Source organism: Mesorhizobium sp. 8, from assembly GCF_006351905.1.
GTDB classification, from domain to species: domain Bacteria; phylum Pseudomonadota; class Alphaproteobacteria; order Rhizobiales; family Rhizobiaceae; genus Mesorhizobium; species Mesorhizobium composti.
Genome location: NZ_CP040914.1, coordinates 3,281,883 through 3,308,167 on the forward strand (window position 1 = coordinate 3,281,883; position 26,285 = coordinate 3,308,167).

Annotated in this window: 22 protein-coding genes; 17 read left to right on the forward strand and 5 right to left on the reverse strand. The window is 66.8% G+C overall.

Going from position 1 to position 26,285, the window contains the following annotated elements; genetic code table 11:
- The first annotated feature begins 15 nt into the window (after window positions 1–15).
- Both accD and FGU64_RS15970 read left to right on the forward strand, forming a co-directional pair.
- Complete coding sequence (gene accD / locus FGU64_RS15965) at window positions 16–942, forward strand: acetyl-CoA carboxylase, carboxyltransferase subunit beta (RefSeq protein WP_139954079.1); 927 nt, start codon at window positions 16–18, stop codon at window positions 940–942.
- 164 nt (window positions 943–1,106) lie between these two features.
- Window positions 1,107–2,438: a folylpolyglutamate synthase/dihydrofolate synthase family protein gene (locus FGU64_RS15970; RefSeq protein WP_139954080.1), complete on the forward strand. Its 1,332-nt coding sequence runs from the start codon at window positions 1,107–1,109 to the stop codon at window positions 2,436–2,438.
- Window positions 2,439–2,454: 16 nt separating this feature from the next.
- Here FGU64_RS15970 and FGU64_RS15975 read toward each other — a convergent pair whose 3' ends face one another.
- The 3 genes from FGU64_RS15975 to FGU64_RS15985 all read right to left on the reverse strand — a co-directional run bounded on the left by FGU64_RS15975 (window position 2,455) and on the right by FGU64_RS15985 (window position 5,318).
- Window positions 2,455–3,222 (reverse strand): sulfite exporter TauE/SafE family protein, encoded by a 768-nt coding sequence (locus FGU64_RS15975; RefSeq protein WP_139954081.1) that lies wholly within the window; start codon window positions 3,220–3,222, stop codon window positions 2,455–2,457.
- A 48-nt stretch (window positions 3,223–3,270) separates the two neighbouring features.
- Entirely contained in the window at window positions 3,271–3,552 is a 282-nt protein-coding gene (locus FGU64_RS15980) for a cupin domain-containing protein (RefSeq protein ID WP_139954082.1), read from the reverse strand.
- A 140-nt stretch (window positions 3,553–3,692) separates the two neighbouring features.
- Window positions 3,693–5,318, reverse strand: a complete 1,626-nt coding sequence (locus tag FGU64_RS15985) for a phosphoenolpyruvate carboxykinase (protein ID WP_139954083.1) — start codon at window positions 5,316–5,318, stop codon at window positions 3,693–3,695.
- 348 nt (window positions 5,319–5,666) lie between these two features.
- On the opposite strand from FGU64_RS15985, the gene FGU64_RS15990 reads away from it, so the two are divergent.
- From FGU64_RS15990 to FGU64_RS16060, 15 genes are all read left to right on the forward strand, one after another.
- Window positions 5,667–6,368, forward strand: coding sequence for a response regulator transcription factor (locus FGU64_RS15990; RefSeq protein ID WP_136354200.1), 702 nt, complete (start codon window positions 5,667–5,669; stop codon window positions 6,366–6,368).
- A gap of 24 nt (window positions 6,369–6,392) precedes the next feature.
- Complete coding sequence (locus tag FGU64_RS15995; RefSeq protein ID WP_139954084.1) at window positions 6,393–8,171, forward strand: sensor histidine kinase; 1,779 nt, start codon at window positions 6,393–6,395, stop codon at window positions 8,169–8,171.
- A gap of 32 nt (window positions 8,172–8,203) precedes the next feature.
- Window positions 8,204–8,653, forward strand: coding sequence for an HPr kinase/phosphatase C-terminal domain-containing protein (locus FGU64_RS16000; protein ID WP_139954085.1), 450 nt, complete (start codon window positions 8,204–8,206; stop codon window positions 8,651–8,653).
- A 163-nt stretch (window positions 8,654–8,816) separates the two neighbouring features.
- The gene (locus tag FGU64_RS16005) at window positions 8,817–9,218 is read left to right on the forward strand and encodes a PTS sugar transporter subunit IIA (protein WP_136354206.1); all 402 of its coding nucleotides are present in this window, start codon (window positions 8,817–8,819) and stop codon (window positions 9,216–9,218) included.
- Window positions 9,215–9,505, forward strand: coding sequence for an HPr family phosphocarrier protein (locus tag FGU64_RS16010; protein ID WP_136354208.1), 291 nt, complete (start codon window positions 9,215–9,217; stop codon window positions 9,503–9,505). The genes FGU64_RS16005 and FGU64_RS16010 overlap by 4 nt, the downstream gene beginning before the upstream one ends.
- 129 nt (window positions 9,506–9,634) lie before the next feature.
- Window positions 9,635–11,035, forward strand: a complete 1,401-nt coding sequence (ahcY, locus tag FGU64_RS16015) for an adenosylhomocysteinase (RefSeq protein ID WP_139954086.1) — start codon at window positions 9,635–9,637, stop codon at window positions 11,033–11,035.
- 292 nt (window positions 11,036–11,327) lie between these two features.
- Window positions 11,328–13,877: a PAS domain-containing sensor histidine kinase gene (locus FGU64_RS16020; protein ID WP_139954087.1), complete on the forward strand. Its 2,550-nt coding sequence runs from the start codon at window positions 11,328–11,330 to the stop codon at window positions 13,875–13,877.
- Between the two features lie 8 nt (window positions 13,878–13,885).
- The gene (tsaE, locus tag FGU64_RS16025; RefSeq protein WP_139954088.1) at window positions 13,886–15,394 is read left to right on the forward strand and encodes a tRNA (adenosine(37)-N6)-threonylcarbamoyltransferase complex ATPase subunit type 1 TsaE; all 1,509 of its coding nucleotides are present in this window, start codon (window positions 13,886–13,888) and stop codon (window positions 15,392–15,394) included.
- Window positions 15,395–15,426: 32 nt separating this feature from the next.
- On the forward strand, window positions 15,427–16,131 hold the full coding sequence (locus tag FGU64_RS16030; protein WP_139955410.1) for a nucleotidyltransferase family protein: 705 nt from the start codon (window positions 15,427–15,429) through the stop codon (window positions 16,129–16,131).
- Window positions 16,128–19,244 carry a double-strand break repair protein AddB gene (addB, locus tag FGU64_RS16035; RefSeq protein ID WP_139954089.1) on the forward strand — a complete coding sequence of 1,039 codons (3,117 nt, stop codon included), beginning with the start codon at window positions 16,128–16,130 and terminating at the stop codon, window positions 19,242–19,244. Before FGU64_RS16030 ends, addB begins: the two co-directional genes overlap by 4 nt.
- On the forward strand, window positions 19,241–22,765 hold the full coding sequence (gene addA, locus FGU64_RS16040) for a double-strand break repair helicase AddA (protein WP_139954090.1): 3,525 nt from the start codon (window positions 19,241–19,243) through the stop codon (window positions 22,763–22,765). The genes addB and addA overlap by 4 nt, the downstream gene beginning before the upstream one ends.
- Window positions 22,766–22,849: 84 nt before the next feature.
- On the forward strand, window positions 22,850–23,173 hold the full coding sequence (gene trxA / locus FGU64_RS16045; RefSeq protein WP_136354220.1) for a thioredoxin: 324 nt from the start codon (window positions 22,850–22,852) through the stop codon (window positions 23,171–23,173).
- A gap of 79 nt (window positions 23,174–23,252) precedes the next feature.
- The gene (gene arfB / locus FGU64_RS16050) at window positions 23,253–23,690 is read left to right on the forward strand and encodes an alternative ribosome rescue aminoacyl-tRNA hydrolase ArfB (protein WP_139954091.1); all 438 of its coding nucleotides are present in this window, start codon (window positions 23,253–23,255) and stop codon (window positions 23,688–23,690) included.
- Between the two features lie 97 nt (window positions 23,691–23,787).
- The gene (gene lysM, locus FGU64_RS16055; protein ID WP_139954092.1) at window positions 23,788–24,255 is read left to right on the forward strand and encodes a peptidoglycan-binding protein LysM; all 468 of its coding nucleotides are present in this window, start codon (window positions 23,788–23,790) and stop codon (window positions 24,253–24,255) included.
- Window positions 24,256–24,351: 96 nt separating this feature from the next.
- Window positions 24,352–24,966: an alpha-ketoglutarate-dependent dioxygenase AlkB gene (locus FGU64_RS16060; protein WP_139954093.1), complete on the forward strand. Its 615-nt coding sequence runs from the start codon at window positions 24,352–24,354 to the stop codon at window positions 24,964–24,966.
- 3 nt (window positions 24,967–24,969) lie between these two features.
- Here the strand turns inward: FGU64_RS16060 and coaA are convergent, their stop codons facing one another.
- Window positions 24,970–25,929 (reverse strand): type I pantothenate kinase, encoded by a 960-nt coding sequence (coaA, locus tag FGU64_RS16065; protein ID WP_136354229.1) that lies wholly within the window; start codon window positions 25,927–25,929, stop codon window positions 24,970–24,972.
- Window positions 25,930–25,960: 31 nt separating this feature from the next.
- Window positions 25,961–26,281 (reverse strand): phosphoribosyl-ATP diphosphatase, encoded by a 321-nt coding sequence (locus FGU64_RS16070; protein WP_139954094.1) that lies wholly within the window; start codon window positions 26,279–26,281, stop codon window positions 25,961–25,963.
- Window positions 26,282–26,285: the final 4 nt, after the last annotated feature.

Sequence of the window (26,285 nt, forward strand, 5' to 3'; positions counted from 1 at the left end):
GACAGGAGTTCAGCCATGAACTGGATCACCAATTTCGTCCGCCCGCGCATCAATTCCATGCTCGGCCGGCGCGACGTGCCGGAGAATCTCTGGGTCAAGGACCCCGAATCCGGCGAGATGGTCTTTCACAAGGACCTGGAGGAGAACCAGTTCGTCATCCCGTCCTCGGGCCATCACATGAAGATTTCGGCGAAGGAGCGGCTGAAATTCTTCTTCGACGACGGCAAGTACGAGGTCATCGAGAACCCCAAGGTGGCGCAGGATCCGCTGAAGTTCCGCGACGAGAAGCGCTACACCGATCGCCTCAAGGAGGCCAAGGCCAAGACCAGTCTCGAGGACGCCATCCTCAACGCCACCGGCGCGATCGACGGCCTGCCGGTCGTCGTCACCGTGCAGGACTTCGCCTTCATGGGCGGCTCGCTCGGCATGGCGGCCGGCGAGGCGATCGTCCATGCCTTCGAGACGGCGGTGAAGCGCAAGCGGCCGCTGATCCTGTTCGCCGCCTCCGGCGGCGCGCGCATGCAGGAAGGCATCCTGTCCCTCATGCAGTTGCCGCGCACCACCGTCGCCGTCGACCGTCTGAAGGAGGCCGGCCTGCCCTATGTCGTCGTGCTCACCAACCCGACCACCGGTGGCGTCACGGCTTCCTATGCCATGCTGGGCGACGTGCACATTGCCGAGCCTGGCGCGCTGATCGGTTTCGCCGGCCCGCGCGTCATCGAGCAGACCATTCGCGAGAAGCTGCCGGACGGCTTCCAGCGCGCCGAGTACCTGATGGAGCACGGCATGGTCGACATGGTCGTCTCGCGGCTGGAGATGAAGAAGACGGTCGCCAACCTGCTCAAACTCCTGATGAAGGTGCCGGTCGAGGAAAAGCCGGCAGAACCCGAAATCCTGCCGCCGGCGGTGACCAGGCCGGAAGCGCCGCGTTCTCCGGCCTGATTGGGACACGGCCTGCCGCAACGGCGACGGCGCGCCGTCCCGGCCACGCTTAAAGCGTGTCGCGATCTTCCGGATTCGCTCCGCAAGCCTTAGATTTGATTTACGCCCGTCTTCGTCCCGAAACCGGTCCTCGCTTTCGGGAGACGGACGTCAGGAAACATTCCATGACCACCCTTTCCGCCGACCGCGAAATCGAGCGCCTGATGGCGCTGCACCCAAAGGGGTTCGACCTGTCGCTGGAGCGGGTTTCGCGCCTGCTCGACAGGCTCGGCAATCCGCAGGACAGGTTGCCGCCGGTCATCCACATCGCCGGCACCAACGGCAAGGGTTCCTGCGCCGCCTTCTCGCGCGCGCTGCTGGAGGCGGCTGGTTACAGAGTCCATGTCCACACCTCGCCGCATCTCGTCCATTGGCATGAGCGCTACCGGCTGGCCGCGCCCGGCGGCGGGCGGCTGGTCGAGGATCATGTCTTCGCCGAGGCCATCCACCGCGTCGCCGAGGCCAATGCCGGCCAGATGATCACCGTCTTCGAGATTCTGACCGCCGTCGGCTTCGTCCTGTTCTCCGAGCATCCGGCGGATGCCGTGATCATGGAGGTGGGCCTGGGCGGCCGTTTCGACGCCACCAACGTCATCAGGCGGCCGGCCGTCTCCGTCGTCATGCCGATCTCGCTCGACCACGAAGCCTATCTCGGCGACCGCGTCGAACTGATCGCGGCGGAGAAGGCCGGCATTCTCAAGCGCGGCTGTCCGGCCGTCATCGGCCAGCAGGAGTTCGACGCCGCCCGCGACGTGCTCGTCGAAACCGCCGAGCGGCTTGGCTGCCCGCTTTCCGTCTACGGCCAGGATTTCCTCGCCCATGGCGAGAACGGCCGCATGGTCTACCAGGACGAGGACGCGCTGATGGATCTGTCGCCGCCGCGCCTGCCCGGCCGGCACCAGTTCGCCAATGCGGCGGCGGCCATCGCGGCCGTCAAGGCGGCCGGCTTCGACATTGGCCAAGGCACCGCCGACCGGGCGATGACGACGGTCGCCTGGCCGGGCCGCATGCAGCGGCTCACGCAAGGACGGCTCGTCGATCTCGCGCCCGCGGGTGCCGATATCTGGCTCGATGGCGGCCACAATCCGGGTGCCGGCATGGTGGTGGCCGAGGCGCTGGCCGAGCAGGAGGAAAAGAACCCACGGCCGCTCTACATGATCGCCGGCATGATCAACACCAAGGATCAGGCCGGCTATTTCGCCGCGTTCAAGGGGCTGGTTCGGCACGTCTACACCGTACCCGTGTCGATGAGCGAATCCAGTGTGCCGAACGACGAACTGGCGGTGCGTGCCGCCGAGGCCGGGCTGTCGGCCGAGCCGGTCAGCTCGGTGGCGGCCGCGCTCATGCTGCTCACCGATACGCTGGGCGAGGACGAGGTGCCGCCGCGCATCCTGATCGGCGGTTCGCTCTATCTCGCCGGCGCGGTATTGGCCGAGAACGGTACGCCGCCGGTCTAAGATCGGAAATCGTTTCTCAGACGCCGAGCAGGCGAAGCGCCGCCGGCAGGGCCAGCGAGACGCCGGACAGGAACAGCAGCACGAAGACGACGACCTTCAACGCTGCCGCCGACAGCGGCGGCGGCCAGCGGCGCGCGGCATAGGTCATGCCCATGACGACCGGCACGGCCGCCACGCCGGCCAGCGTCGAGGGCGGCGGGATGTTGCCGCTCAGCGCCACCAGCGACAGGCGCACCACTTGCGCCGCCCCGAAGGCGGCGACGAGCGTCTCGCGGATCTTGGCGGTCGGCATCGGCTGACGATAGAAGTGGTAGACGAGCGGCGGCCCGCCGGTCGAGAACAGTCCGCCCATGACGCCCGATATGATGCCGAAGCCGACGAAGCTGGCGTCCGACGATTGCCGTGGCAGCGCCTTGCGCTGCACCGCCAGTTGCAGGCTGGAGGCCATGATGATGATGCCGAGCACGACTTTGAGCGCGTCGGCGCGGGTATCGGCCAGCCACTCCAGCAGGAAATAGCCGACGACCAGCGTCGGCAGGCTGGCGGACAGGACGAGGCGCAGCAGGTGCCGGGCGACGTGGTGCCGGCCGCCGTGGAGCATCATCTGCGTGGCGTTGACCAATGTCAGCAGGCCCACCATGGCGGCGGCATCGGGAAGCGGCAGCAGGCCTACCAGCGCGATCAGCCCCATCATGACGAGGCCGAAGGCGAAGCCGGTGATGGTCTGCACATAGGCGGCGACGCCGGCAATGAACAGAAAGGCAGCCAGGGCGGCGAGGCTCATTGCGCCTCGCCGTCATCGCGTGCGCCGGAATGCGGCATGGGGCAGGCTCTACTTCAGTTCGATCTCGATGAAGACGTATTCGCCTTCGGTGGCGTTGATGACGTCGTGCTCGACGCCTTCGCTGCGGAAATATGGCACGCCGCCCTTCATGTCGAAGACGTTCTCACCGTCCTTGCCGACAATCCTGAGCTTGCCGTCCATCAGCGGCACCACGACATAGTCGTGGCCGTGGCGATGCCAGCCGGTGCTGGCGCCAGGCGCGAATCGCCACTCGGTGACGACGACACGGTCGTTGTCGACGAAGACTGTCGCTTTGGCTTCTGTCGTCATGGCGGCGCTCCTTTGGGATGAACAAAGACGACTGCTCGAGCCATCGTCAGGACCACGGGCCAGGTTTCGATCCCGCCAGCAGGCATTCGCCAAATAAAAGGCCCGGTCGAAACCGGGCCGCAGGTGCGCATGCGCAGCGTCTATTCGGCTGCTTCCTGCGAGCGCGGAGCGGCGCCAAGCACATTGGCGTCGACATGGCTTTCGAACTTGCCGAAATTGTCGATGAACATGCCGACCAGTTTCCTGGCCTGACGGTCATAGGCGGCCTTGTCGGCCCAGGTCGCTCTTGGATCCAGAAGTTTGGGGTCGAGAATGGCGGCTTCGACATCGGGAACGGCAACCGGCACCTCGAAGCCGAAATTCGCGTCGGTGCGGAACTCGGCCTGGTTGAGCGAGCCATCGAGGGCGGCCGAAAGCAGGGCGCGCGTCGCCTTGATCGGCATGCGGCGGCCGGTTCCGTAGGCGCCGCCGGTCCAGCCGGTGTTGACCAGCCAGCAGGAAACGCCGTGGCGGGCGATGAGGTCGCGCAGCAGATTACCGTATTCGGATGGATGCCGCGGCATGAAGGGGGCGCCGAAGCAGGTGGAGAAGGTCGCCTCCGGCTCGGTGACGCCCTTTTCGGTGCCCGCCACCTTGGCGGTGTAGCCGGAAAGGAAGTGATACATGGCCTGCGCCGGCGTCAGCCTAGCGATCGGCGGCATGACGCCGAAGGCATCCGCGGTCAGCATGATGACCGCCTTCGGATGACCGGCACGGCCGGTGGCGCTGGCATTGGCGATGAAGTCGAGCGGATAGGCGCAGCGTGTATTCTCGGTCTTCGAGCCGTCGTTGAAATCCGGCACGCCGTCCTCGTCGAGCACGACGTTCTCCAGAACCGTGCCGAAGCGGCGCGTGGTGGAGAAGATTTCCGGCTCCGCCTCGGCCGAAAGCCGGATGGTCTTGGCATAGCAGCCGCCTTCGAAATTGAAGATGCCGTGCGGCCCCCAGCCGTGCTCGTCGTCGCCGATCAGCGTCCGCGACGGGTCGGCCGACAGCGTCGTCTTGCCGGTGCCCGACAGGCCGAAGAAGACAGCCGAGTCGCCGTCCGGCCCTTCGTTGGCCGAGCAGTGCATCGGCATGACGCCCCGTTCGGGCAATTGATAGTTGAGCGCGGTGAAGACCGACTTCTTCATCTCGCCGGCATAGGAGGTGCCGCCGATCAGCACGATCATGCGGGTGAGGTCGAGGGCGATCACCGTTTCCGAGCGCGTGCCGTGGCGGGCCGGATCGGCCCTGAAGGACGGCAGGTCGATGATCGTCATCTTCGGTACGAAGGACCGCAGCGCGGCTTTGTCCGGCCGGATCAGCAAGTTGCGGATGAACAGCGAGTGCCAGGCCAGTTCATTGACGACGCGCACCGGCAGGGCGAGATCCGCATCGGCGCCGCCGACGAGATCCTGCACGTAAAGGTCCTTGTCCGCCGCATGGGCGAGGAAATCGGCCAGCAAAAGGTCGAATTGCTCCGGCGCCATCGCCTTGTTGGCGTCCCACCACACATGCGGCTCGGTCCTGGCGTCGCGCACGACGAACTTGTCCTTCGCCGAACGGCCGGTGTGCTGACCGGTCTCGGCCATCAGCGCGCCATGCGCCGTCAGCTTCGCCTCGCCGCGGCGGATGGCGTCCTCATAGAGTGCCGCCGGCCCGAAATTGTAGTGCACAGTGCCTGTCGTTTTCAGGCCGATCGCATCGAGCCCGCAGTCCGGATTGCGTTTGCCGAGTTCCGACATGGACTATCCTTGTTGTTCTAGCCGCATTGAACCGGCAGCAGCCGGACGGTCGGCCATACGCCGCCATTGTCTGCTCAAAATCAGAAAAGATGAGTGATATCAAATCATTAATCGATTTAAAAAATTTGAAAGTTGTTTAAATCGTTTAGATGTGCAAAAATTTTTCGAGGTTACCCAAAGGATCGGCACGCATACGGCGTCCAATCCATGTGCGGGGTCGAGTGTGGACTCGTGCCGGGCGCCGCTATAGGAGGGCGGACGGCATGCCACATTTTGTACCCAATTTGTCCTGCAATAGCCCCTTCTCGAAGCACGAAGGGGATACCCGCTATGAGGGAGCCGCTGGAAATGGCAACAATCGCGCTTGTCGATGACGACCGCAACATCCTGACGTCGGTTTCGATCGCCCTGGAGTCGGAAGGCTACCGGGTGGAAACCTACACCGACGGCGCCTCGGCGCTGGAGGGTCTGGGGGCGCGGCCGCCGAACCTCGCCATCCTCGACATCAAGATGCCGCGCATGGACGGCATGGAACTCCTGCGCCGGCTGCGCCAGAAGACCGACCTGCCGGTCATCTTCCTGACCTCGAAGGACGACGAGATCGATGAGCTGTTCGGCCTCAAGATGGGCGCCGACGACTTCATCAAGAAGCCGTTCTCGCAGCGCCTCCTGGTCGAGCGCGTGCGCGCCGTGCTGCGCCGGGCCTCGGCCCGCGACGCGGCCGCCAAGCAACCCAGCCAGGCCAGCCGTTCGCTGGAACGCGGTCAGCTCGTCATGGACCAGGAGCGCCACACCTGCACCTGGAAGGGCGAGCCGGTGACGCTGACGGTCACCGAGTTTTTGATCCTGCATTCGCTGGCGCAGCGCCCCGGCGTGGTGAAAAGCCGTGATGCGCTGATGGATTCGGCCTATGATGAACAGGTCTATGTCGACGACCGCACCATCGACAGCCACATCAAGCGGCTGCGCAAGAAGTTCAAGGCCGTCGACGACGACTTCGAGATGATCGAGACGCTTTACGGGGTCGGCTACCGGTTCCGCGAGGCGTAGGAACAAACGGCGGGCCTCTATTCGATGGCAGTGGACGTTGAACGCAGCAGACCGGCGGCCGCCAAGCGGCCGTCACGGCCACCTGCGTTCCTCTCCAAGGTGACGGTGCCGCTGCGCCGCTTCCTCGGCCATCACATCTTCTCCAGCCTCACCCGGCGCATCCTTTTCCTCAACCTCGCCGGGTTGGCGGTGCTGGTCATCGGCATCCTCTACCTCAACACCTTCCGCGACGGGCTGATCGACGCCCGCGTCGAAAGCCTGATGACGCAAGGCGAGATCATCGCCGGCGCCATCGCCGCCTCGGCGACGGTGGAAACGGATTCCATTTCGATCGATCCGGAGAAACTGCTCGAACTGCAGGCCGGCGAAAGCACCGGCCCCTCGAGCGATCAGCTCGACAATCTCGATTTCCCGATCAATCCCGAGCGCGTCGCGCCCGTGCTCAGGCGGCTGATCTCGCCGACGCGGACGCGCGCGCGCATCTACGACCGCGACACCAACCTGCTGCTCGATTCGCGCCATCTCTATTCGCGCGGCCAGATCCTGCGCTACGACGTGCCGCCGATCGAGGAGGAGGAGCCGGGACTGGTCGAGCGCGTCGAGAAGTTCATCTTCAGCTTCTTCCGCAATTCCGACCTGCCGATCTACAAGGAGCAGCCGGGCGGCAACGGCGCCGCCTATCCCGAGGTCATCAAGGCGCTGACCGGCAGCCCTTCGACCATCGTGCGCATCTCCGAAAAGGGCGAGCAGATCGTCTCGGTGGCGGTGCCGATCCAGCGCTTCCGCGCGGTTCTCGGCGTACTCCTGCTTTCCACCGAGGGCGGCGATATCGACAAGATCGTCGCCGCCGAGCGCAAGGCGATCCTGCGCGTCTTCGGCATCGCAGCCCTCGTCACCGCCATCCTGTCGCTGCTTCTGGCCTCCACCATCGCCACGCCGCTGAGGCGGCTTTCGGCGGCGGCGGTGCGCGTGCGTCGTGGCGTGAAGAACCGCGAGGAGATTCCCGACTTCTCCGACCGCCAGGACGAGATCGGCAACCTGTCGCTGGCCGTGCGCGACATGACCAATGCGCTCTATGCCCGCATCGAGGCGATCGAAAGTTTCGCAGCAGATGTCAGCCATGAACTGAAGAACCCGCTGACCTCGTTGCGCAGCGCCGTCGAGACGCTGCCGCTGGCCAAGAACGAGACGTCGCGCAGCCGCCTGATGGAGGTCATCCAGCACGATGTCAGACGGCTCGACCGCCTCATCACCGACATTTCCGATGCCTCGCGTCTCGACGCCGAACTGGCGCGCGAGGATGCCGGCAAGGTGGACCTGAAAAAGTTCATCACCGACCTCGTCTCCGTCTCCAGTGAGGTCTCGCACCACAAGAAGGCAGTCCAACTGGAATTCAAGGTGGCCAAGCTGCCGCAGGGCGTGAAGGGTTACCAGGTGGTCGGCCACGACCTCAGGCTCGGCCAGGTCATCACCAACCTGATCGAAAATGCGCGCTCCTTCGTGCCGGACGAACATGGCCACATCACCATCTCGCTGGAGCGCTCGGGCAAGTTCAACATCGTCACCGTCGACGATAACGGGCCAGGTATCCGCGCCGAGAAGATCGACCGTATCTTCGAGCGCTTCTACACCGACCGCCCGGCCAGCGAGGCGTTCGGCCAGAATTCCGGTCTCGGCCTGTCCATCAGCCGCCAGATCGTCGAAGCGCATGGCGGCACGCTGACGGCGGAGAACATCCCCGGCACCAAGCCGGGCGAGATCAAGGGCGCGCGCTTCGTCGTCGCCCTGCCGGCGGACGGCTAAGATCTGCATGGTCCCGGGCAGGTTCTGAGCCGATGAGCGGTTTGCCCAACATCCATGGCACCGCCCTCGTGCTGGGCGATCGCGGCATCCTCGTCATCGGGCCGTCGGGCGCCGGCAAGACGACGCTGGCGCTCGCCCTGGTCGGGCATTTTTGCGCGCATGGGCGTTTCGCCAGGCTGGCCGGCGACGATCAGGTCCTCGTCGAGGCACGCGGCGGGCGTCTGCTCGCCCGGGCACCCGCCGCCATTGCCGGCCTCGTCGAAGTGCCGGGCATAGGGCCGCGGCCGGTTCCGACCGAACAGGCTGTGGTGATCGATCTCGTCCTGCGCCTCGTCGCCAAAGATGCCACAGCACGCCTGCAGGACAACGCGACCGAGACGATTGCCGGCTGCGTCCTGCCCCGTTTCGATCTCGCCCGGCACAACGTTCCGGCCGCCTTGCCGCTGGTCGCGGCGCTGCTCGGGCTTCCGCCTTTCGCCTAAGGAACAGGCAGTTCCATGCTGCAATGCGTCAAAATGGCCGGAAATGGCGCTTTTTGGGGCTTGCCAACGCCTCCCGCGTCGACAAGATAGCGCTCCCGCCGCCAGCATGGACGGCAAGCATAAGATGCGCCCGTGAAGGGCCCATGACGGGAGCCGCCGAAGAATGATCGGACTCGTGCTTGTGACGCACGGTCATCTGGCCACCGAGTTCCGCCACGCGGTGGAACACGTGGTCGGCCCGCAGGAAAATTTCGAGACGGTCGCGATCGGCGCCGACGACGACATGGAACAGAGGCGCCGCGACATCGTCGAGGCCGTCGCCCGCGTCGATACCGGTGCCGGCGTCATCGTGCTCACCGACATGTTCGGCGGCACGCCCTCCAACCTGGCCATCTCGGTGATGGAAGCGGGGCGGACCGAAGTCATCGCCGGCATGAACCTGCCCATGCTGATCAAGCTCTCCAGCGTGCGCAAGACCGACAACATGGCCGTCGCACTGGAAGAGGCGCAGGCCGCCGGCCGCAAATACATCAACGTCGCCAGCCAACTGCTTGCCAGCAAATGAGCGAAACCTCCGACGCACCCGTCATCCGCGAATTCCTCATCGTCAACCAGCGCGGCCTGCATGCCCGCGCCTCGGCCAAGTTCGTGCAGGTCGCCGGCAGCTTCGAGGCGACCATCGAGGTCGAGAAGGACGGGGCGAGGGTCGGCGGCACCTCGATCATGGGGCTGATGATGCTGGCCGCCAGTCCCGGCTGTTCGATCCGCATCGTCGCCAGCGGCCCGCAGGCGGAGGAAGCCGTCACGGCGCTCGGCGAACTCATCGCCCAGCGTTTCGGCGAGGAGATCTGATCGCATCGATATGCAGGCATAAAGATTTCTTTATGTGCCATTGTCGATAGCGGTCGTTTCTGCTAGTCAGGCTGCCGATCGCGCCCGCTTCGCCGGCGCCTGAACAACGCATATCACCGGAGAACCGCCATGACGGATCGCAAGGATTACGTGGTCGCCGACATTTCGCTCGCCGACTGGGGCCGTAAGGAAATCGAGATCGCCGAGACGGAAATGCCGGGCCTGATGGCCGCGCGCGAGGAATTCGGGCAGGCCAAGCCACTGAAGGGCGCGCGCATCACCGGCTCGCTGCACATGACCATCCAGACCGCGGTGCTGATCGAGACGCTGAAGGCGCTCGGCGCCGAGCTGCGCTGGGCCTCGTGCAACATCTTCTCCACGCAGGACCATGCCGCGGCGGCGATCGCCGCCTCCGGCATTCCGGTCTTCGCCGTCAAGGGCGAGAGCCTCGAGGACTACTGGACCTATACCGACCAGATCTTCCAGTGGACCGACGGCGGCCTTTCCAACATGATCCTCGACGACGGCGGCGACGCCACCATGTACATCCTGCTCGGCGCCCGCGCCGAAGCCGGCGAGGACGTGCTGTCGAAGCCGGGCAGCGAGGAAGAGGAAATCCTGTTCGCGCAGATCAGGAAGCGCATGGCGGCTTCCCCCGGCTGGTTCACCAAGCAGCGCGAAGCGATCCGCGGCGTCACCGAGGAAACCACCACCGGCGTCAACCGCCTCTACCAGCTCCAGAAGAAGGGCCTGCTGCCCTTCCCGGCGATCAACGTCAACGATAGCGTCACCAAGTCGAAGTTCGACAACAAGTACGGCTGCAAGGAATCGCTGGTCGATGGTATCCGCCGTGGCACCGACGTGATGATGGCCGGCAAGGTCGCCATCGTCGCCGGCTACGGCGACGTCGGCAAGGGCTCGGCCGCCTCGCTGAAGGGTGCAGGCGCGCGCGTGAAGGTCACCGAGGCCGATCCGATCTGCGCCTTGCAGGCGGCGATGGACGGCTTCGAGGTCGTCACCATGGACGACGCCATCGGCACCGCAGACATCGTTATCACCGCCACCGGCAACAAGGACGTGCTGACGCTGGACCACATGCGCAAGCTGAAGGACATGGCGATCGTCGGCAACATCGGCCACTTCGACAACGAGATCGAGGTCGCATCGCTGCGCAACCTGAAGTGGACCAACGTCAAGCCGCAGGTCGACATGATCGCCTTCCCGGACGGCAAGCGCATGATCCTGCTTTCCGAGGGCCGCCTGCTCAATCTCGGCAACGCCACCGGCCATCCGAGCTTCGTCATGTCGGCGTCCTTCACCAACCAGGTGCTGGCGCAGATCGAGCTCTACACCAAGCCCGGCCAGTACAAGAACGAGGTCTATGTGCTGCCCAAGCACCTCGACGAGAAGGTGGCCAAGCTGCATCTCGACAAGCTCGGCGCCAGGCTGACCGAACTGTCTAACGAGCAGGCCGCCTATATCGGCGTGACGCCGAAGGGTCCGTTCAAGCCGGAACACTACCGCTATTAACCATAGCATTAGTTACCACAAGATATTGAAGCCGGGCGATTGACATTTCGCCTGGCTTCTTTTTTGCGCGCGCCGCTGCTTCACGCCGATTCGGCAAGAGGCTATTGTGGGGTGATTCGCGAAGCTTCCGGCTCGCGCATGGCTTCGGGCCGAGGGGGTCCGGTCGGGCGGCCATGAGCAGCCTTCCACGGTATCGGAGCGTACTTTGCGTGTCCGCGAGGGCGCGTCGATACCGATTCCGGGAGCGAGCGATGATCGGGCGGTCTTGTTCAGGCGGCGGAGAGGATCGGACATGCCGGGGGAAGACCCGCATCGCGCGGGAAAGGCCGCTAGCAGCGGCCAGCAGGATTCGACGGGCAGCGTGCCCGGCATTTGCGCGGGGACCGGACCGGGCCGCGCCCGGCGGGCGCTGCTCCTGGCGGGCTCCGCACTGGCCGGCCTGTTCGCCCCTGTCGCCGCCTTTGCTCAAGCCACCCCTGCCCCCCCACCGATCACCACGGTCGAGGTCATCCAGCTCGCCGTGCTGGCCGGCGTCATGGGCGCGGCGCTGCTTCTGGCCATCATAACGATCCGCGAGCGGGCCAGGACCGCCGCCGAGAACGTCACGCTCAGGGCACGGATCGCCGACGTCAATGCCGCCCTGCAGCGGAGTGAAGCGCTGCTCAACCTGCGTGACCAGCGCGTCGTCATCTGGTCCGGCGACGACAGGCGACCGGAGCTGGCCGGCGCCTTGCCGCTGGAAAGCGGCGCCCCGGAAGACCGGTCGGCCTTCCTCGCCTTCGGCCGCTGGATGATGCCGCGCTCGGCGGCCGCGCTCGAACATGCCGTCACGGCGCTCCGCGAGAAGGGAACGGCTTTCGACCTCGTCATCGAATCGCAGAGCGGCCAGCCGCTCGAGGTGCAGGGCCGCAAGAGCGCCGCCCATGTCATCGTGCGTTTCGTCTCGCTGTCGGAAGCGCAACGCGGGCACGCCCGGCTGAAACTCGAGAACCGGCAGCTCGCCGCCGAGCACGACACCGTCTTCGGCCTGCTCGACGCCTTGAAGATGCCGGTTTGGATCCGGGCCGCCGACGGCGCGCTGAAATGGGCGAACCGGGCCTATGCCGCCGCCGTCGAGGCAGCCGACGGCGGCGCGGCCGTACGCGACGGCAAGGAATTTCTCGGCAGCCAGGCGCGCACGGCGATCGCCGAGGCTCATACGGCGCGGCCGGTCTTCGAGCAGACGCTTTCGACGGTCGTCGGCGGCGACCGGCACATGTTCGCCGTCACCGATTTCGCCGCGGCGGACGGCTCCGCCGGGCTCGCCAGCGACGTCAGCGCGATCGAGCAGGTGCGCGCGGAATACGAGCGCACGGTGCGCAGCCATGCCGACACGCTCGACCAGCTCAACACGGCCGTCGCCATCTTCGATGCCGACCAGAAGCTGCGCTTCTTCAACCAGGCCTTCCAGAAATTGTGGGAGCTGGACAGCGCCTTCCTCGGAAGCGCTCCGGACAACGCGCTGGTGCTCGACCGGCTTCGCACCGAAGGCAAGATCGCCGAGCAGCCCGAATGGCGGCGCTGGAAGGAAGGGCTTCTGTCCGCCTATCGCGCCGTCGAATCGCAGGAGCACTGGTGGCACCTGCCGGACGGCAAGACCATCCGCGTGCTGGCCAACCCGCAGCCGAAGGGCGGCGTCACCTGGGTGTTCGAGAACCTGACCGAGAAGATCGATCTCGAAAGCCGCTACCAGACGGCGGTGCGCGTGCAGGGCGAGACGCTGGACAACCTGGCCGAGGGCGTGGCCGTGTTCGGTCCCGACGGGCGGCTGCGCCTGTCCAACCCCGCCTTCACCACCCTGTGGGGGTTGAACGCCGACGTGGTCAAGCCGGGCGTGCATGTGTCGGCGATCCGCACCATCGCAGACCGGCGCGCCAAGGACAGTCCATGGGCGGCTTTCGTCGCCACCGTCACCGGTTTCGACGAGGAGCGCCGCGACCGTCACGGTCAGGTCGAACTGACCGACGGCAGCGTGCTCAGGCATGCCGCGATCCACCTGCCGAATGGCCAGGTGATGATGACCTTCGTCGACGTCACCGACAGCGTCAACGTCGAGCGGGCGCTGAAGGACAAGAACGAGGCCCTGCTGAAGGCCGACCAGTTGAAGAACGAGTTCGTGCAGCACGTCTCCTACGAACTGCGCTCGCCACTGACCAACATCATCGGCTTTACCGAACTGATGGCGCTGCCGGCCACCGGACCGCTGACCGGCAAGCAGCGCGAATATCTCGAGCACATCGGCTCGTCCTCGTCGGTGCTGCTCACCATCGTCAACGATATCCTCGATCTCGCCACCGTCGATGCCGGCATCATGCAACTCGACATTTCCGAGGTCGAGGTCGGCCGCACCATCGCCGCCGCCGCCGAACTGGTCGCCGACCGGCTGGAGGAGCACGGCATCAGGCTCGAGGTCGAGGCCGTCAACGCTCCGCGCAGCTTCCACGGCGACGAAATCCGCGTGCGCCAGATCCTCTACAACCTGCTTTCCAACGCCGCCAACTATGCGCCGGAGCGCAGCACCGTCCGACTCACCTGCCGCGGCGTTGCCGAGGGTATCGAGTTCGCCGTCCATGACGACGGGCCCGGCATGGCGCCGGACGTGCTGGAAATGGTCTTCAGGCGCTTCGAGTCACGCGCCAACGGCGGCCGCCGGCGCGGCGCCGGCCTTGGCCTGTCAATCGTCAAGAGTTTCGTCGAACTGCATGGCGGCACGGTGCGCATCGACACCGGCGAGGCGCGCGGCACGACGGTGATCTGCACCTTCCCGGACGCCCCCTCCGGCATCCGCGAAGCCGCCGAGTAGCACGCTGCATGGCCGGTCCGGCACTCGAACGGTTCCTGTCGGACGAGGCGGCGACGATCCGCTTCGGCCAGGACCTCGCCATGGCTCTGCACCCCGGCGACGTGCTGGCACTGTCGGGCGATCTCGGCGCCGGCAAATCGACGCTGGCGCGGGCGCTGATCCGCGCTCTTGCCGACGATGCCGGCCTCGACGTTCCCAGCCCCACCTTCACGCTCGTGCAGAGCTACGACGGCCGCCTGACCGTCCATCATTTCGACCTCTACCGGCTGGCCGATGCCTCCGAACTGGACGAACTCGGCTTCGACGAGGCGCTGGCGCAGGGCGCGGTGCTGGTCGAGTGGCCGGAACGCGCGGCGGGTTATCTGCCGGCCGGCGCCGTCACGGTCGTCCTGAAGCATCAGGGAGACGGGCGGCTGGCGCACCTGTCCGGCGATGGCCCGGCCTTCCAGCGCATCGCGCGGTCGCTGGCGATGCGCGACTTCCTCGGCCGATCCGGTTGGGGCGATGCCACACGCCGCCATTTCGTCGGCGACGCCTCGGCGCGTTCCTACGAAATCGTTCGCCTGCCCGATGTGGAACCACGCATACTGATGAATTCGCCGCCGCTGGTGCTCGGCCCGCCGGTTCGCGACGGCAAGGCCTATGCCGAGATCGCCCACACCTCGCGTACCGTCGCCGCCTTCGTCGCCATCGACCGTGCGCTGGCGGCAGGCGGCGTAACGGTGCCCGAAATCTTTTCGCAAGACCTCGACCAGGGCTTTCTGCTGACGGAGCATCTTGGCTCCGGTCCATTTCTTGATGACGGCAGGCCGATGGCGGACCGCTATGTAGCCGCCGCCGAACTGCTCGCCTTCATGCATGGGCAATCGTGGCCATATCGGCCGGAAGCCAAGCCCGGCGTTGTTCATGAAGTGCCGCCCTTCGACCGCGCCGCCATGACGATCGAAGCCGATCTGCTTGTCGACTGGTACATCCCGGCCGTCACCGGTGCGCCGGCAAGCGACGCCGTCCACGACGGCTACCAGCGCGAATGGAACGCTTTGTTCGACCGCCTCGCTGAGGCTGAAACGACCCTGATGCTGCGTGATTTCCACTCGCCCAACATCGTCTGGCGGCCCGAGCGGAAGGGCCATGACCGGCTCGGCATCCTCGATTTCCAGGATGCGTTGGTCGGACCATCGGCCTACGATGTCGCTTCTCTCGCCATGGACGCACGTGTGACGGTTCCGCCGGAGATCGAAAAGGTGACCTACGACGCCTATGTCGCGGCGCGGCAGGCCGCCGGCGACTTCGACGCGGACGCCTTCGCCGAGGCGTACGCCATCATGGCCGCGCAGCGCAATTCCAAGATCCTCGGCATCTTCGTCCGGCTCGACCGTCGCGACGGCAAGCCGACCTATCTGAAGCACCTGCCGCGCATCCGCGACTATCTAAGGCGCGCGCTGGCGCATCCCGCCCTTGCCGGGCTGAAGGCTTTCTACGAGAAGAACGGCATATTGGAGGAACGGACGCTGTGAGCGCGGACGCGACGAAAGCGCCGACGACCGCCATGGTGCTGGCCGCCGGACTCGGCAAGCGGATGCGGCCGATCACCGACACGCTGCCGAAGCCGCTGATAAAGATCGCCGACAGGACCCTGCTCGACCGGGGTCTGGACGCACTCGCCGCCGTCGATGTCGAGAAGGCGATCGTCAACGTGCATTACCTGCCGGACCAGATCGTTGCCCATGTCGCGGACCGCGAGGCTCCCCGCATCGTCATTTCCGACGAACGCGACGGCCTGCTCGATTCCGCCGGCGGCATCGTCAAGGCGCTGCCGCTGATCGGCACCGAGCCCTTCTACATCCTGAACGCCGACACGTTCTGGATCGACGCCGGCCAGCCGAACCTTGCCCGCCTCGCCCTTGCATGGGACGCGGCGCGGATGGATATTCTGCTGATGCTTTCCGCTCTCGAAACAGTCACCGGCCACTCCGGCAGCACCGACTTTCTTCTAGCCGACGACGGGCGCCTCTCGCGCTCGCGCGGCGATCCGGCCGGGGTGATCTATGCCGGGGCGGCCATCGTCAATCCGCGCATCTTCGAAGGCGCTGCGGCCGGACCGGCGTCGCTCAACCGCTATTTCGATGCCGCGATCGCCACCGGCAGGCTGCACGGCATGGTCATGCGCGGGCGCTGGATCACCGTCGGCACGCCCGACGCCATCGCACCAGCCGAAGCCGCCGTCGCCGAGGCGCTCGCCGCGGCGCCATGAGCGGCCGCGTTCTCTCCATACCTTCCGGCGCCCCGTTTCTCGAAACGCTGGCGCGCGCGCTGCTCTACGGCAGGTTGGTTCCCGGCTTCCTCTTCGACCGCGATCCGCTGGCGCTGGCCGACGTCACCCTCTACGTGCCGACGCGCCGCGCGGCTCGCGCTCTGCGCGGCGTCTTCGCCGAGGTGCTGGGCGGCAAATCGGCGATCCTGCCGCTGATTAGGCCGCTCGGCGAGTTCGACGAGGACGATGCCGCCTTCGACATCGAACCGTCCGAAGCGGCGTCCATCCCGCCGCCGATCGCCGCGACCGAGCGGCTGCTTTTGCTCGCGCCGCTGGTGCGCGCCTGGAAGCGGCGCCTTCCGGCGCATGTCGCGGCCCTCTTCGACGAGGAGGTGGTGGTGCCGGCCTCGGCGGCAGACGCCGTGTGGCTGGCGCGCGACCTGTGCGCCCTGATGGACGAGATCGAGACGGAGGGCGCCGACTGGGCCAAGCTCGCCGGGTTGGTCGAGGGCAACCTCGCCGGCTGGTGGCAGGTGACGCTGGATTTCCTGAAGATCGTCACCGAGAACTGGCCCACGCTGCTGGCCGAGCGCGGCCGCTCCGATCCGGCGGCCCGCCGCAGCGCGCTGATCCGGCTGGAGGCGGCGCGGCTGAAGCGCAACCCGCCCGCCGGGCCGGTGGTCGCCGCCGGTTCGACCGGCTCGATTCCCGCCACCGCCGAACTGCTGGCAACGATCGCTTCGCTCCCCAACGGCGCCGTCGTGCTGCCGGGGCTGGACACTGCGATGGACGCCGTCTCCTTCGCCGCCATCACCCGATCCGGCGCCGCCCCCGCCCTGCTCGGCCATCCGCAATACGGGCTGGCGAAACTGATCGGCAAACTCGGCGTCACGCGCGACGAGGTCGGCCCGTTGGGCACGGTGGAAAGAGCCGTCGCCCTGCGCGCTGCACTGGTGAGCGAAGCGCTGCGGCCGGCCGAGACGACCGAACTGTGGAGCGAGACGCGCGGCCGTTTTCCTGCCGCCGAGGTCGATCGGGCGCTTGCCGGCGTGACGCTGGTTGAGGCGGCGAACGAGCGCGAGGAAGCCGCCGCCATCGCGCTGGCACTCCGGCAGGCGGTGATGGAATCGGGCCATCGCGCGGCGCTTGTCACCGGCGACCGAGCGCTGGCGCGCCGCGTGTCGGCGGAACTGAAGCGCTTCGGCGTGATTGCCGACGATTCCGGCGGTACGCCGCTTGCCGGCACGCCGCCGGCGACGTTGCTTTCGCTGGCCCTGGAAACGGCCTTTCGGCCCGGCGACCCGGTGGCGATACTGGCGCTGCTCAAGCACCCGTTGCTGGCACTCGGGCTGGAGCGTCCCGCCGTGCGCCATGCCGCCGAAACCGTCGAGCTTGTCGCGCTGCGCGGCGGCACCGGCCGCCCGGACATCGCCACGCTGCCGGCACTGTTTACGGCACGGCTGACACGCCTTGCCAACGAGCAGCGCCAACCCTTCTGGCTGGAGCGCCTGTCGACCCGCGCCATAGAGCAGGCCAATGCCATGCTGGAGCGGCTGGCGGCGGCGCTGGAGCCGCTGACCGCGCTGCGCGGCGAACCGGAGCTTGATATTCATGCACTGGTCCACGCCGCCGTCACCGCGCTGGAGGCGCTGGGGCGCGACGCCGACGGCACGCTGGCGCGGCTTTATGGCGGCGACGCCGGCGAGCGACTGGCCGAGCTGTTGCGCGGGCTGATCGCCGCGCAGGCCTCCTTCACCCTTGCCGCCGGTGAATCGCCGGACGTCATGGCCGCGCTGATGGCGACTGAAACGGTCAAGCCGGCGCGTGGCGCCGACAAGGCCATCGCCATCTGGGGTGCCTTGGAAGCGCGGTTGCAGCATGTCGATACGCTGGTTATCGGCGCGCTGAACGAGGGCGTGTGGCCGCGCCGCCCCGAAGGCGACCGCTTCATGTCGCGGCTGATGAAGACGGGCATCGAACTGGAGCCGCCGGAACGCCGCATCGGCCTTGCCGCGCACGACTTCCAGATGGCGATGGGGGCGCAAAACGTCGTGCTGGCGCGCGCCGCGCGCTCGGGCGACGCGCCGGTTGTGCCGTCGCGCTGGCTGCAACGGCTGCTCACCTTCACCGGGCCGGAGCAGGCCAGGGCGCTGCGCGCCCGTGGCGAAGAACTGCTTTCATGGGCACGCGCGCTGGACGACGCGCCGAGGCAGGATTTCGCGCCGCGACCCGCGCCGAAGCCGCCGCTCGGCACGCGCCCGACGCATTTTTCCGTCACCGAAATCGAGACGCTGCGGCGTGATCCCTATGCGATCTATGCAAGGCGCGTCCTCGGCCTCGCGGCGCTGGAGCCGGCGATCCGCGATCCGGGCGCAGCCGAACGCGGCACGCTGTTCCACGCCATCCTGCACCGCTTTGCGCGCGATTGCGCCGATCCCGCCGCGCCCGAGGCGCTGGAGGCGCTGCGAGCCGCCGGCCGTGCCTGCTTTGCCGAAGCAGCCCTGCCCGAAGACGTGCATGCGGTGTGGTGGCCGCGCTTTACCGCACTTGCCACCAACATCGTCGAATGGGAGCGCGGCCGCGCGCTCGACGTCGCGCGCCGCCATGCCGAGGAGCGCGCCGGCAAGACGATCGTCGGCGCATCGGGAGTGACGCTGTCCGGCTATGCCGACCGAGTCGATCTTCTGGCCGGCGGCATGGCCGACATCCTCGACTACAAGACGGGCTCCTATCCCTCCAAGGGCCAGGCGCATACTCTGCTGTCGCCGCAGCTCGCGCTGGAAGGCGCGCTGCTGAAGCGCGGCGCCTTCGCCGCGCTCGGCGCCCGAGAGCCGGCCGATCTCGCTTTCGTGCGGCTCAAGGCGAACGGCGAGGTGGTGCAGGAATCCATCCTCGAATACAACCGCCAGCCGCGCAGCGCCGCCGACCTTTCCGAGGAAGCCTGGGCGCGGCTGGAAAAGCTGCTTGTCCACTATCAGGACGCGGCGACCGGCTACCTGTCGCGGGCGCTGCCGTTCCGTGAAGGCGAGCCCGGCGGCGACTACGACCATCTCGCCCGCGTGCTGGAATGGTCGGCCGGCGGCGAGGGTGACGAAGGAGGCGGCGAAGAATGAAACGCCGCTACCCCATACCGACCGACACCGCCGAAAGTCAGGCGAAGGCAGCAAACCCCGCCACCTCCGCCTGGGTGTCGGCCAATGCCGGCTCGGGCAAGACGCATGTGCTGGCGCAACGCGTCATCCGCCTTCTGCTTGCCGGCACGAATCCCTCGCGGATTCTTTGCCTCACCTATACGCGCGCGGCCGCCGCCAACATGGCGAACCGGGTCTTTTCCACCCTGTCGGAATGGACGGCGCTGCCCGACGCGGAGCTGGCGGAACGCATTTCGGCGCTGGAGGGCCGGCAACCCGGCGCGGCCATCATGCGGCGGGCGCGACGGCTGTTCGCCGAGGCGCTGGAGACGCCGGGCGGGCTGAAGATCCAGACCATCCACGCCTTCTGCGAATGGGTGCTGCATCAGTTCCCGCTGGAAGCCAACATCGCCGCGCATTTCGAGATGCTCGACCCGCAGATGGAGGCCGCCCTTTTTGCCGCGACCCGCCGCGACATGATCTCGGGCGCGGGTGCTGCCGACGGCGGCGAACTGGCGGAAGCCTTCGCCACGGTGCTGGAGCGCGGCGGCGAAGCGGGGCTGGACGCGCTGCTTGCCGAGATCGTGCGCAAGCGCGATGGGTTGCGCGCCTTCATCGGCCAGATCGGCGGCGACGGCAGCGGGTTTTCCGCGCTGTTCGACGCCTTCGGCTTTGCGCCGGGCGAGACGCCCGCCGTGATCGCCGCCGGGTTGTGGCCGCTGCCCGGCTTTGCGCCTGCCTATCTGGAGACGCTGGCGCTGGCCTGCCGGAGGCTGGGCGCCGCCCGCACGCAGGACAGTCTCGTCACGGATGCCCAGACCGCCTTCGCCGAGGCCGACCCGCTGCGTCGGCTCGGCCTGCTGGCGAAAGCGTTTCTCGGCGGCAAGGGTGAGCCCTACAAGCCAGGCTGGCTGTTCGGCAAGGCGCTGCTCGGTGAGATGCCGGACCTGCCCGAGCGCTATCTGGAGGCGGCCGAGGCGATCATGGCGACCGCCGACCGGGTGGCGCTGCTTTCCATGCTGGAGGGCACGCGCGCGGCGCTCACCGTTGCCGACTGGCTGATCGCCCGCTACGAGCAGGTCAAGCGCGGCCGCGGCTTCCTCGATTTCAACGATCTGATTACCCGCACCGTCGGCCTGCTCGCCCGCGCCGACGCTGGGCCGTGGGTGCAATACAAGCTCGACCAGGGCATCGACCACATCCTGCTCGACGAGGCGCAGGACACCAGTCCCGACCAGTGGGAGGTCGTCAAGCGGCTGGCCGGCGACTTCTTCGCCGGCATCGGCGCGCGCGACGGCGTTCCCCGCACCATCTTCGCCGTCGGCGACGAGAAACAGTCGATCTATTCCTTCCAGGGCGCGGCGCCGGATTCCTTCCACGAGAGCCGCACGCTTTTCGCGACCGGCGCACGCGGCGGCGGAGCCGCCTTCGCCGACCTGAAGCTCACCTGGTCGTTCCGCTCCACCGGCGACGTGTTGGCGGCGGTCGATCGCGTCTTCGCCGATCCCGCGGTACGACGCGGCATCAGCCACGATCCCGATCCGCTCGACCACAAGCCGATCCGCAACGATGCGCCCGGCTATGTCGAGGTCTGGCCGTCGCTCGGCGCCGAGCAGGTGGAGGAACCGGACGACTGGACGCTGCCGGTCAACCATGCCAGTGCGCCGGCCGTGCGTCTCGCCGAGACGATCGCCGCCACCATCCGCCACTGGCTGCGGACGGGCGAAGTCATCGAGGGCAAGGGGTGTAGGCTGCGCGCCGGCGACGTGGTGGTGCTGGTCAGGAAGCGCGACCGTTTCGTCCATGCGCTGGCCAAGAGTCTCAAGGAAAAGAACATCCCCGTCGCCGGCGCCGATCGGCTGTCACTGCCCGCCCATATCGCGGTGCAGGACCTGATCGCGCTCGGCCGCTTCCTGTTGCAGCCGCATGACGACCTGTCGCTGGCGGCGGTGCTGCGCTCGCCGATCTTCGACGTGTCCGAAGAAGTGCTGTTCGATCTCGCCAGCGGGCGGGAGCGCGGTGTCTCGCTGATCGATTCGCTCAGGGCGAGGGCCGGTTCCAATGCCGCGCTCGTAGCCGTCGTCACCCAGCTGGACAATTGGTCGAACGAGGCGGCGTTTCGGCCGGTGTTCGAGTTCTACGCCGGCCTGCTGGCCCGCGACGGCGTGCGCCGCAGGATGATCGCGCGGTTGGGGCCGGAAGCCGGCGACATCCTCGACGAATTCCTCAACTTCGCGCTGGCCGAGGAGCGCACCGGCCTGCCGGGGCTGGACGCCTTCCTGTCGACGCTGGAGAACGCCGGCCCGGAGATCAAGCGCGAGATGGACCAGACGCGCGACGAGGTGCGCATCATGACCGTGCACGCCGCCAAGGGGCTGGAGGCGCCGGTGGTGTTCCTGGTCGACAGCGGCGCCGCGCCCTTCAGCGACCAACACCTGCCGCGCCTGATGCCCTTCGACGCGCCCGCAGGCGCACAGTGGCGCGGCAAGGGCTATCTGTGGCGCTCGGCCTCCGATGTCGCCAACGGCTTTTCGCGCGGCGCGGCGGAACGGGCAAGGCAGCTGGCCGACGACGAATACCGCCGTCTTCTCTATGTCGGCATGACTCGCGCCGAGGACCGGCTGATCGTCGCCGGCTATCATGGCAAGCGCAAACCTTCCGATGCGACGTGGCACGCGCTGGTTCTACGGGCGCTGGTCGACGCGCCGGAAACCAGGGAACTGCCGCACCCGGTGACCGGCGAGCCGGTTCATCGCTTCCGCGCCAACGCCATGCCGCCGCTCGACGGCGAAGCCGAGACGGCGGATCACGCACCGGCGGATTTCGGCCCGGTGCCAGCGGCACTGTTCAAGCCTTTGCGCGACCTCGAAGACCTGCCGAAACCGCTGTCGCCGTCCGGCGCCTCGGCGCTGGTCGAGGCGGAAAAGGAACCGGTGACCGATCCGCGCTCGCCGGTGCTGGACGCCGAGGCCGAGCCGGGCTTCGCCGTGCAGCGCGGGCTGGCCGTTCACAAGCTTTTGCAGATGCTGCCCGGCCTTGCCGACGACGCACGCGTGGATGCCGCCCGGCGCTATCTGGAGCGTGCCGGCGCCGGCTGGCCGGAGTTGGAGCGCGACAAGGCGCTGGCCGCCGTCGAGGCGATCCTGACGGACCAGCGCTTCGCACCGCTGTTTGCGCCCGGCTCACGCGCCGAAATCTCCATCGTCGGCACGATCGACCTGAAAGGCCAGTCGCGCGCGGTCGCAGGCAAGATCGATCGGCTTGCTGTGACCGGCACCGACGTCCTGATCGTCGATTTCAAGACCAACCGTCCGGCGCCGGCGTCGCTGGCAGCCGCGCCGCCCGCATACGTCCTCCAGCTTGCGCTCTACAGGGCACTGCTGAAACCGCTCTATCCGGGCAAGGCGGTGCGCGCTGCATTGCTGTTCACCGAGGCGCCCGGCCTGATCGAGCTGCCGGAAGAGGCGATGGATGCGGCGCTTGCCCGACTCACCGGGTCGTGACACAAGACCTGCTCGGATTTGCTTGAAGAACGGCACCGCAACCACCACATCTGGCAGAACTGTCCAACCCGAAAGGATTCTTTCATGGCCACCGTCAAGGTCGACAACAGCAACTTCCGCACCGATGTGCTCGAGGCCAAGGAGCCCGTCGTGGTCGATTTCTGGGCTGAGTGGTGCGGTCCCTGCAAGATGATCGGCCCGTCGCTGGAAGAGATCGCCACCGAACTCAGCGGCAAGGTCAAGGTCGCCAAGCTGAACATCGACGAGAATCCGGAGCTCGCCGCGCAGTTCGGCGTACGCTCCATCCCGACGCTGATGATCTTCAAGGGCGGTGAAGTGGCCGACATCAAGGTGGGTGCGGCGCCCAAGACCGCGCTGTCGCACTGGATCGGCGGCGCCGTCGCCTGAACCGCCGCCTGCTTTTTTGAAAGGCCCGGCCGCTGCGCCGGGCCTTTTCTTTTGCCCGCCGTCACGTCATGACTGCGCCATGAGCAGCGGCGACGACATCATCATCTCGGCGGAAGCGGTCATCCGGCTGGACGACCTGAGCGAAAGCTTCGTGCGCGCCTCCGGGCCGGGCGGCCAGAACGTCAACAAGGTGGCGACGGCCGTGCAGTTGCGCTTCGACGCGGCGAATGCGCCTGGCCTGTCCGAACGGGTCAGGGCGCGCGTCATCCGGCTGGCCGGCCAGCGCGCCACCAAGGACGGCGTCGTCGTCATCGAGGCCGACCGTTTCCGCACGCAGGAGCGCAACCGCGCCGATGCCCGCGAGCGATTGACGGCGCTGGTCGCCCGCGCCGCCGAACCGCCGCCGCCGCCGCGCAAGAAGACGAAGCCGTCCAAAGGCGCGGTGGAGCGCCGCCTGAAGGAAAAGGCCGGCCGCTCGACCGTCAAGAAGCTGCGCGGCAGGGTGGAGAGAGACTGACGCAACGGCAGGGCGAAGCCGCTTTCAATTCCAGCGTGCAGATGCCAAGATCGTCGCCGGAGCGGGCATTGAAGCAGGAATTGCGCAGGAGGCGTGCATGGGACTTTTTGATTTCGTCAAGGGCGTCGGCGAGAAGCTCGGCTTCGGCGATGATGACGACGACGCGGCGAAAGCCGAGGCACTCAAGAAGGAGCTGGATTCCCACAAGCTCGGTACCGACGCCGTGCAGGTCGAGGTCAAGGGCGATACGGCGGTCCTCAAGGGCGACGTCAAGGACCAGTCGATCTTCGAGAAGGCGGTGATCGCCGTCGGCAACACGCTCGGCGTCTCCAAGGTGCAGGCCGACGAGTTGAAGGTCGGCGACGCGGCCGCGCCGGCCGAGGCGCCGGTGTTCTACACCGTCAAGAAAGGCGACAACCTGTGGAAGATCGCGGAGGCTGAGTACGGCAAGGGCAAGGGCGCCAAGAACACGCTGATCTTCGAGGCCAACAAGCCGATGCTCAAGCATCCCGACAAGATCTACCCCGGCCAGGTGCTGCGCATTCCCGAGCTTCCCGCCGCCTGAAGGCATCGATCGCTTGCAGAAATGGAACGGCGGCTTTCGGGTCGCCGTTTTCCGTTGAAAGGAGCAGAAAGGGCCGATCCTGCAGGAATATCCGCCATGACCGCACCGCCTGAAGGCTTTCGCCACCTCCCCGGCCATTTTCCGCCGGACGCGCGGGCCTCACTGCTGGAGGCCGTCCGCGCCGTGGTGGCTCAGGCGCCGCTTTACGTGCCGACGCTGCCGCGCAGCGGCAAGGAGATGAGCGTGCGCATGACCAATTGCGGTGCGCTCGGCTGGGTCACCGACGCCGCGTATGGCTATCGCTATCAGGCGACGCATCCCGTCACCGGCGAACCGTGGCCGCCGATCCCCGGCATTCTGCTCGATCTGTGGGCCGAGGTTTCGGGCTATCCGCATCCGCCCGAGGCCTGCCTGGTCAATTTCTATTCGGCGGCGGCGAAGATGAGCCAGCATCAGGACCGCGACGAAACGGATTTCGCCGCCCCTGTCGTCTCCGTCTCGGTGGGCGACGATTGCCTCTTCCGCATCGGTGGCACGAAACGCACTGACCCCACCGTCTCACTCCGGCTTCGCTCGGGCGACGTGGCGGTGCTCGGCGGGGAAAGCCGGCTGGCCTTCCACGGCGTCGACCGCATCTATCCCGACACCTCGACGCTGCTGAAGAACGGCGGCCGCATCAACCTGACGCTCCGGCGCGTGACGAAACCCTGATGCCTACAGCTTGCGCAGCGCCACTTCCTCGACCAGATGGTCGGCGCCCTTGCGCAGGATGAGGTCGGCGCGCGGCCGTGTCGGCAGGATGTTCTCGCGCAGGTTCTTCAGGTTGATGTTAGTCCACAACCCTTCCGCGATGGCGCGCGCAGCGCTTTCGGAAAGCTGCGAATAGCGGTGGAAGAAGGATTCCGGGTTGCGGAAGGCCGTTTCGCGCAGCCGCATGAAGCGGGAAATGTACCAGTCGTGGATCAGCTTCTCGTCGGCGTCGATATAGATGGAGAAGTCGAAGAAATCCGACAGGAACGGCACGAACTTGCCGTCGGCCGGCAGCTTGCCGGGCAGGAGCACGTTGATGCCCTCGAAGATCAGGATATCGGGGCGGTCGATGGTAGCGAACGATCCCGGCAGGACGTCGTAGGTGAGGTGCGAATAGAGCGGTGCCTGAACGTCGCGCTGGCCGGACTTGATGCCGGACAGGAAGCGCAGCAACGCACCGATGTCGTAGCTTTCGGGAAAGCCCTTGCGCTCCATCAGGTTTTCGCGTCGCAGCACCTCGTTGGGCAACAGGAAGCCGTCGGTGGTGACAAGGTCGACCTTCGGGCTGGAGGGCCAGCGCGCCAGAAGCTCCTTCAGCACGCGTGCGGTGGTCGATTTGCCGACAGCGACGGAGCCGGCGACGCCGATGATGTAGGGCGTCTTGACCACGCTCTGCTTGTTGAAGAACAGCTGCCGCTGGCGAAACAGCAGCTGGCTCGCCTCGACATGCGCCGACAACAGCCGCGACATGGACAGATAGATGCGCTTGACCTCTTCGAGGTCGACCGGGTCGTTCAGCGAGCGCAGGCGGTCGATCTCGTCCTCGCTCAGCGTCAGCGGCGTATCGGCGCGGAATGCGGCCCATTCGCGCGCCGAAAAGAAAAGATAGGGAGAATACTTCTCGGTGGGTGCAAGCTGATCCAACAGGGTCCCCTTCTTTCCTGCCGAGGCGGCTTCAATCCTTGCGCGAAGCCTTTTCCGCCAAGCCGGAACGGCCGGTACGGCGCTCCAGTTCGGTCAGCACGTCGTCCAGCTTGACACCAGCTATGCCAAGCACCACCAGCCAATGATAAAGGAGATCGGCGCTTTCCGAAACGACGCCTTTGGTATCGCCCCTCACGGCGGCGATCACCGTCTCGACCGCCTCCTCGCCAAGCTTCTGGGCGGCCTTGTCGATACCTTTGGAAAAGAGCTTCGCCGTCCATGAGTCGGGATCGCCCGAGCGGGCGCGCTCGGCGATGGTCTTTTCCAGGTCGGACAGCGTAAAATCGGTCATGACG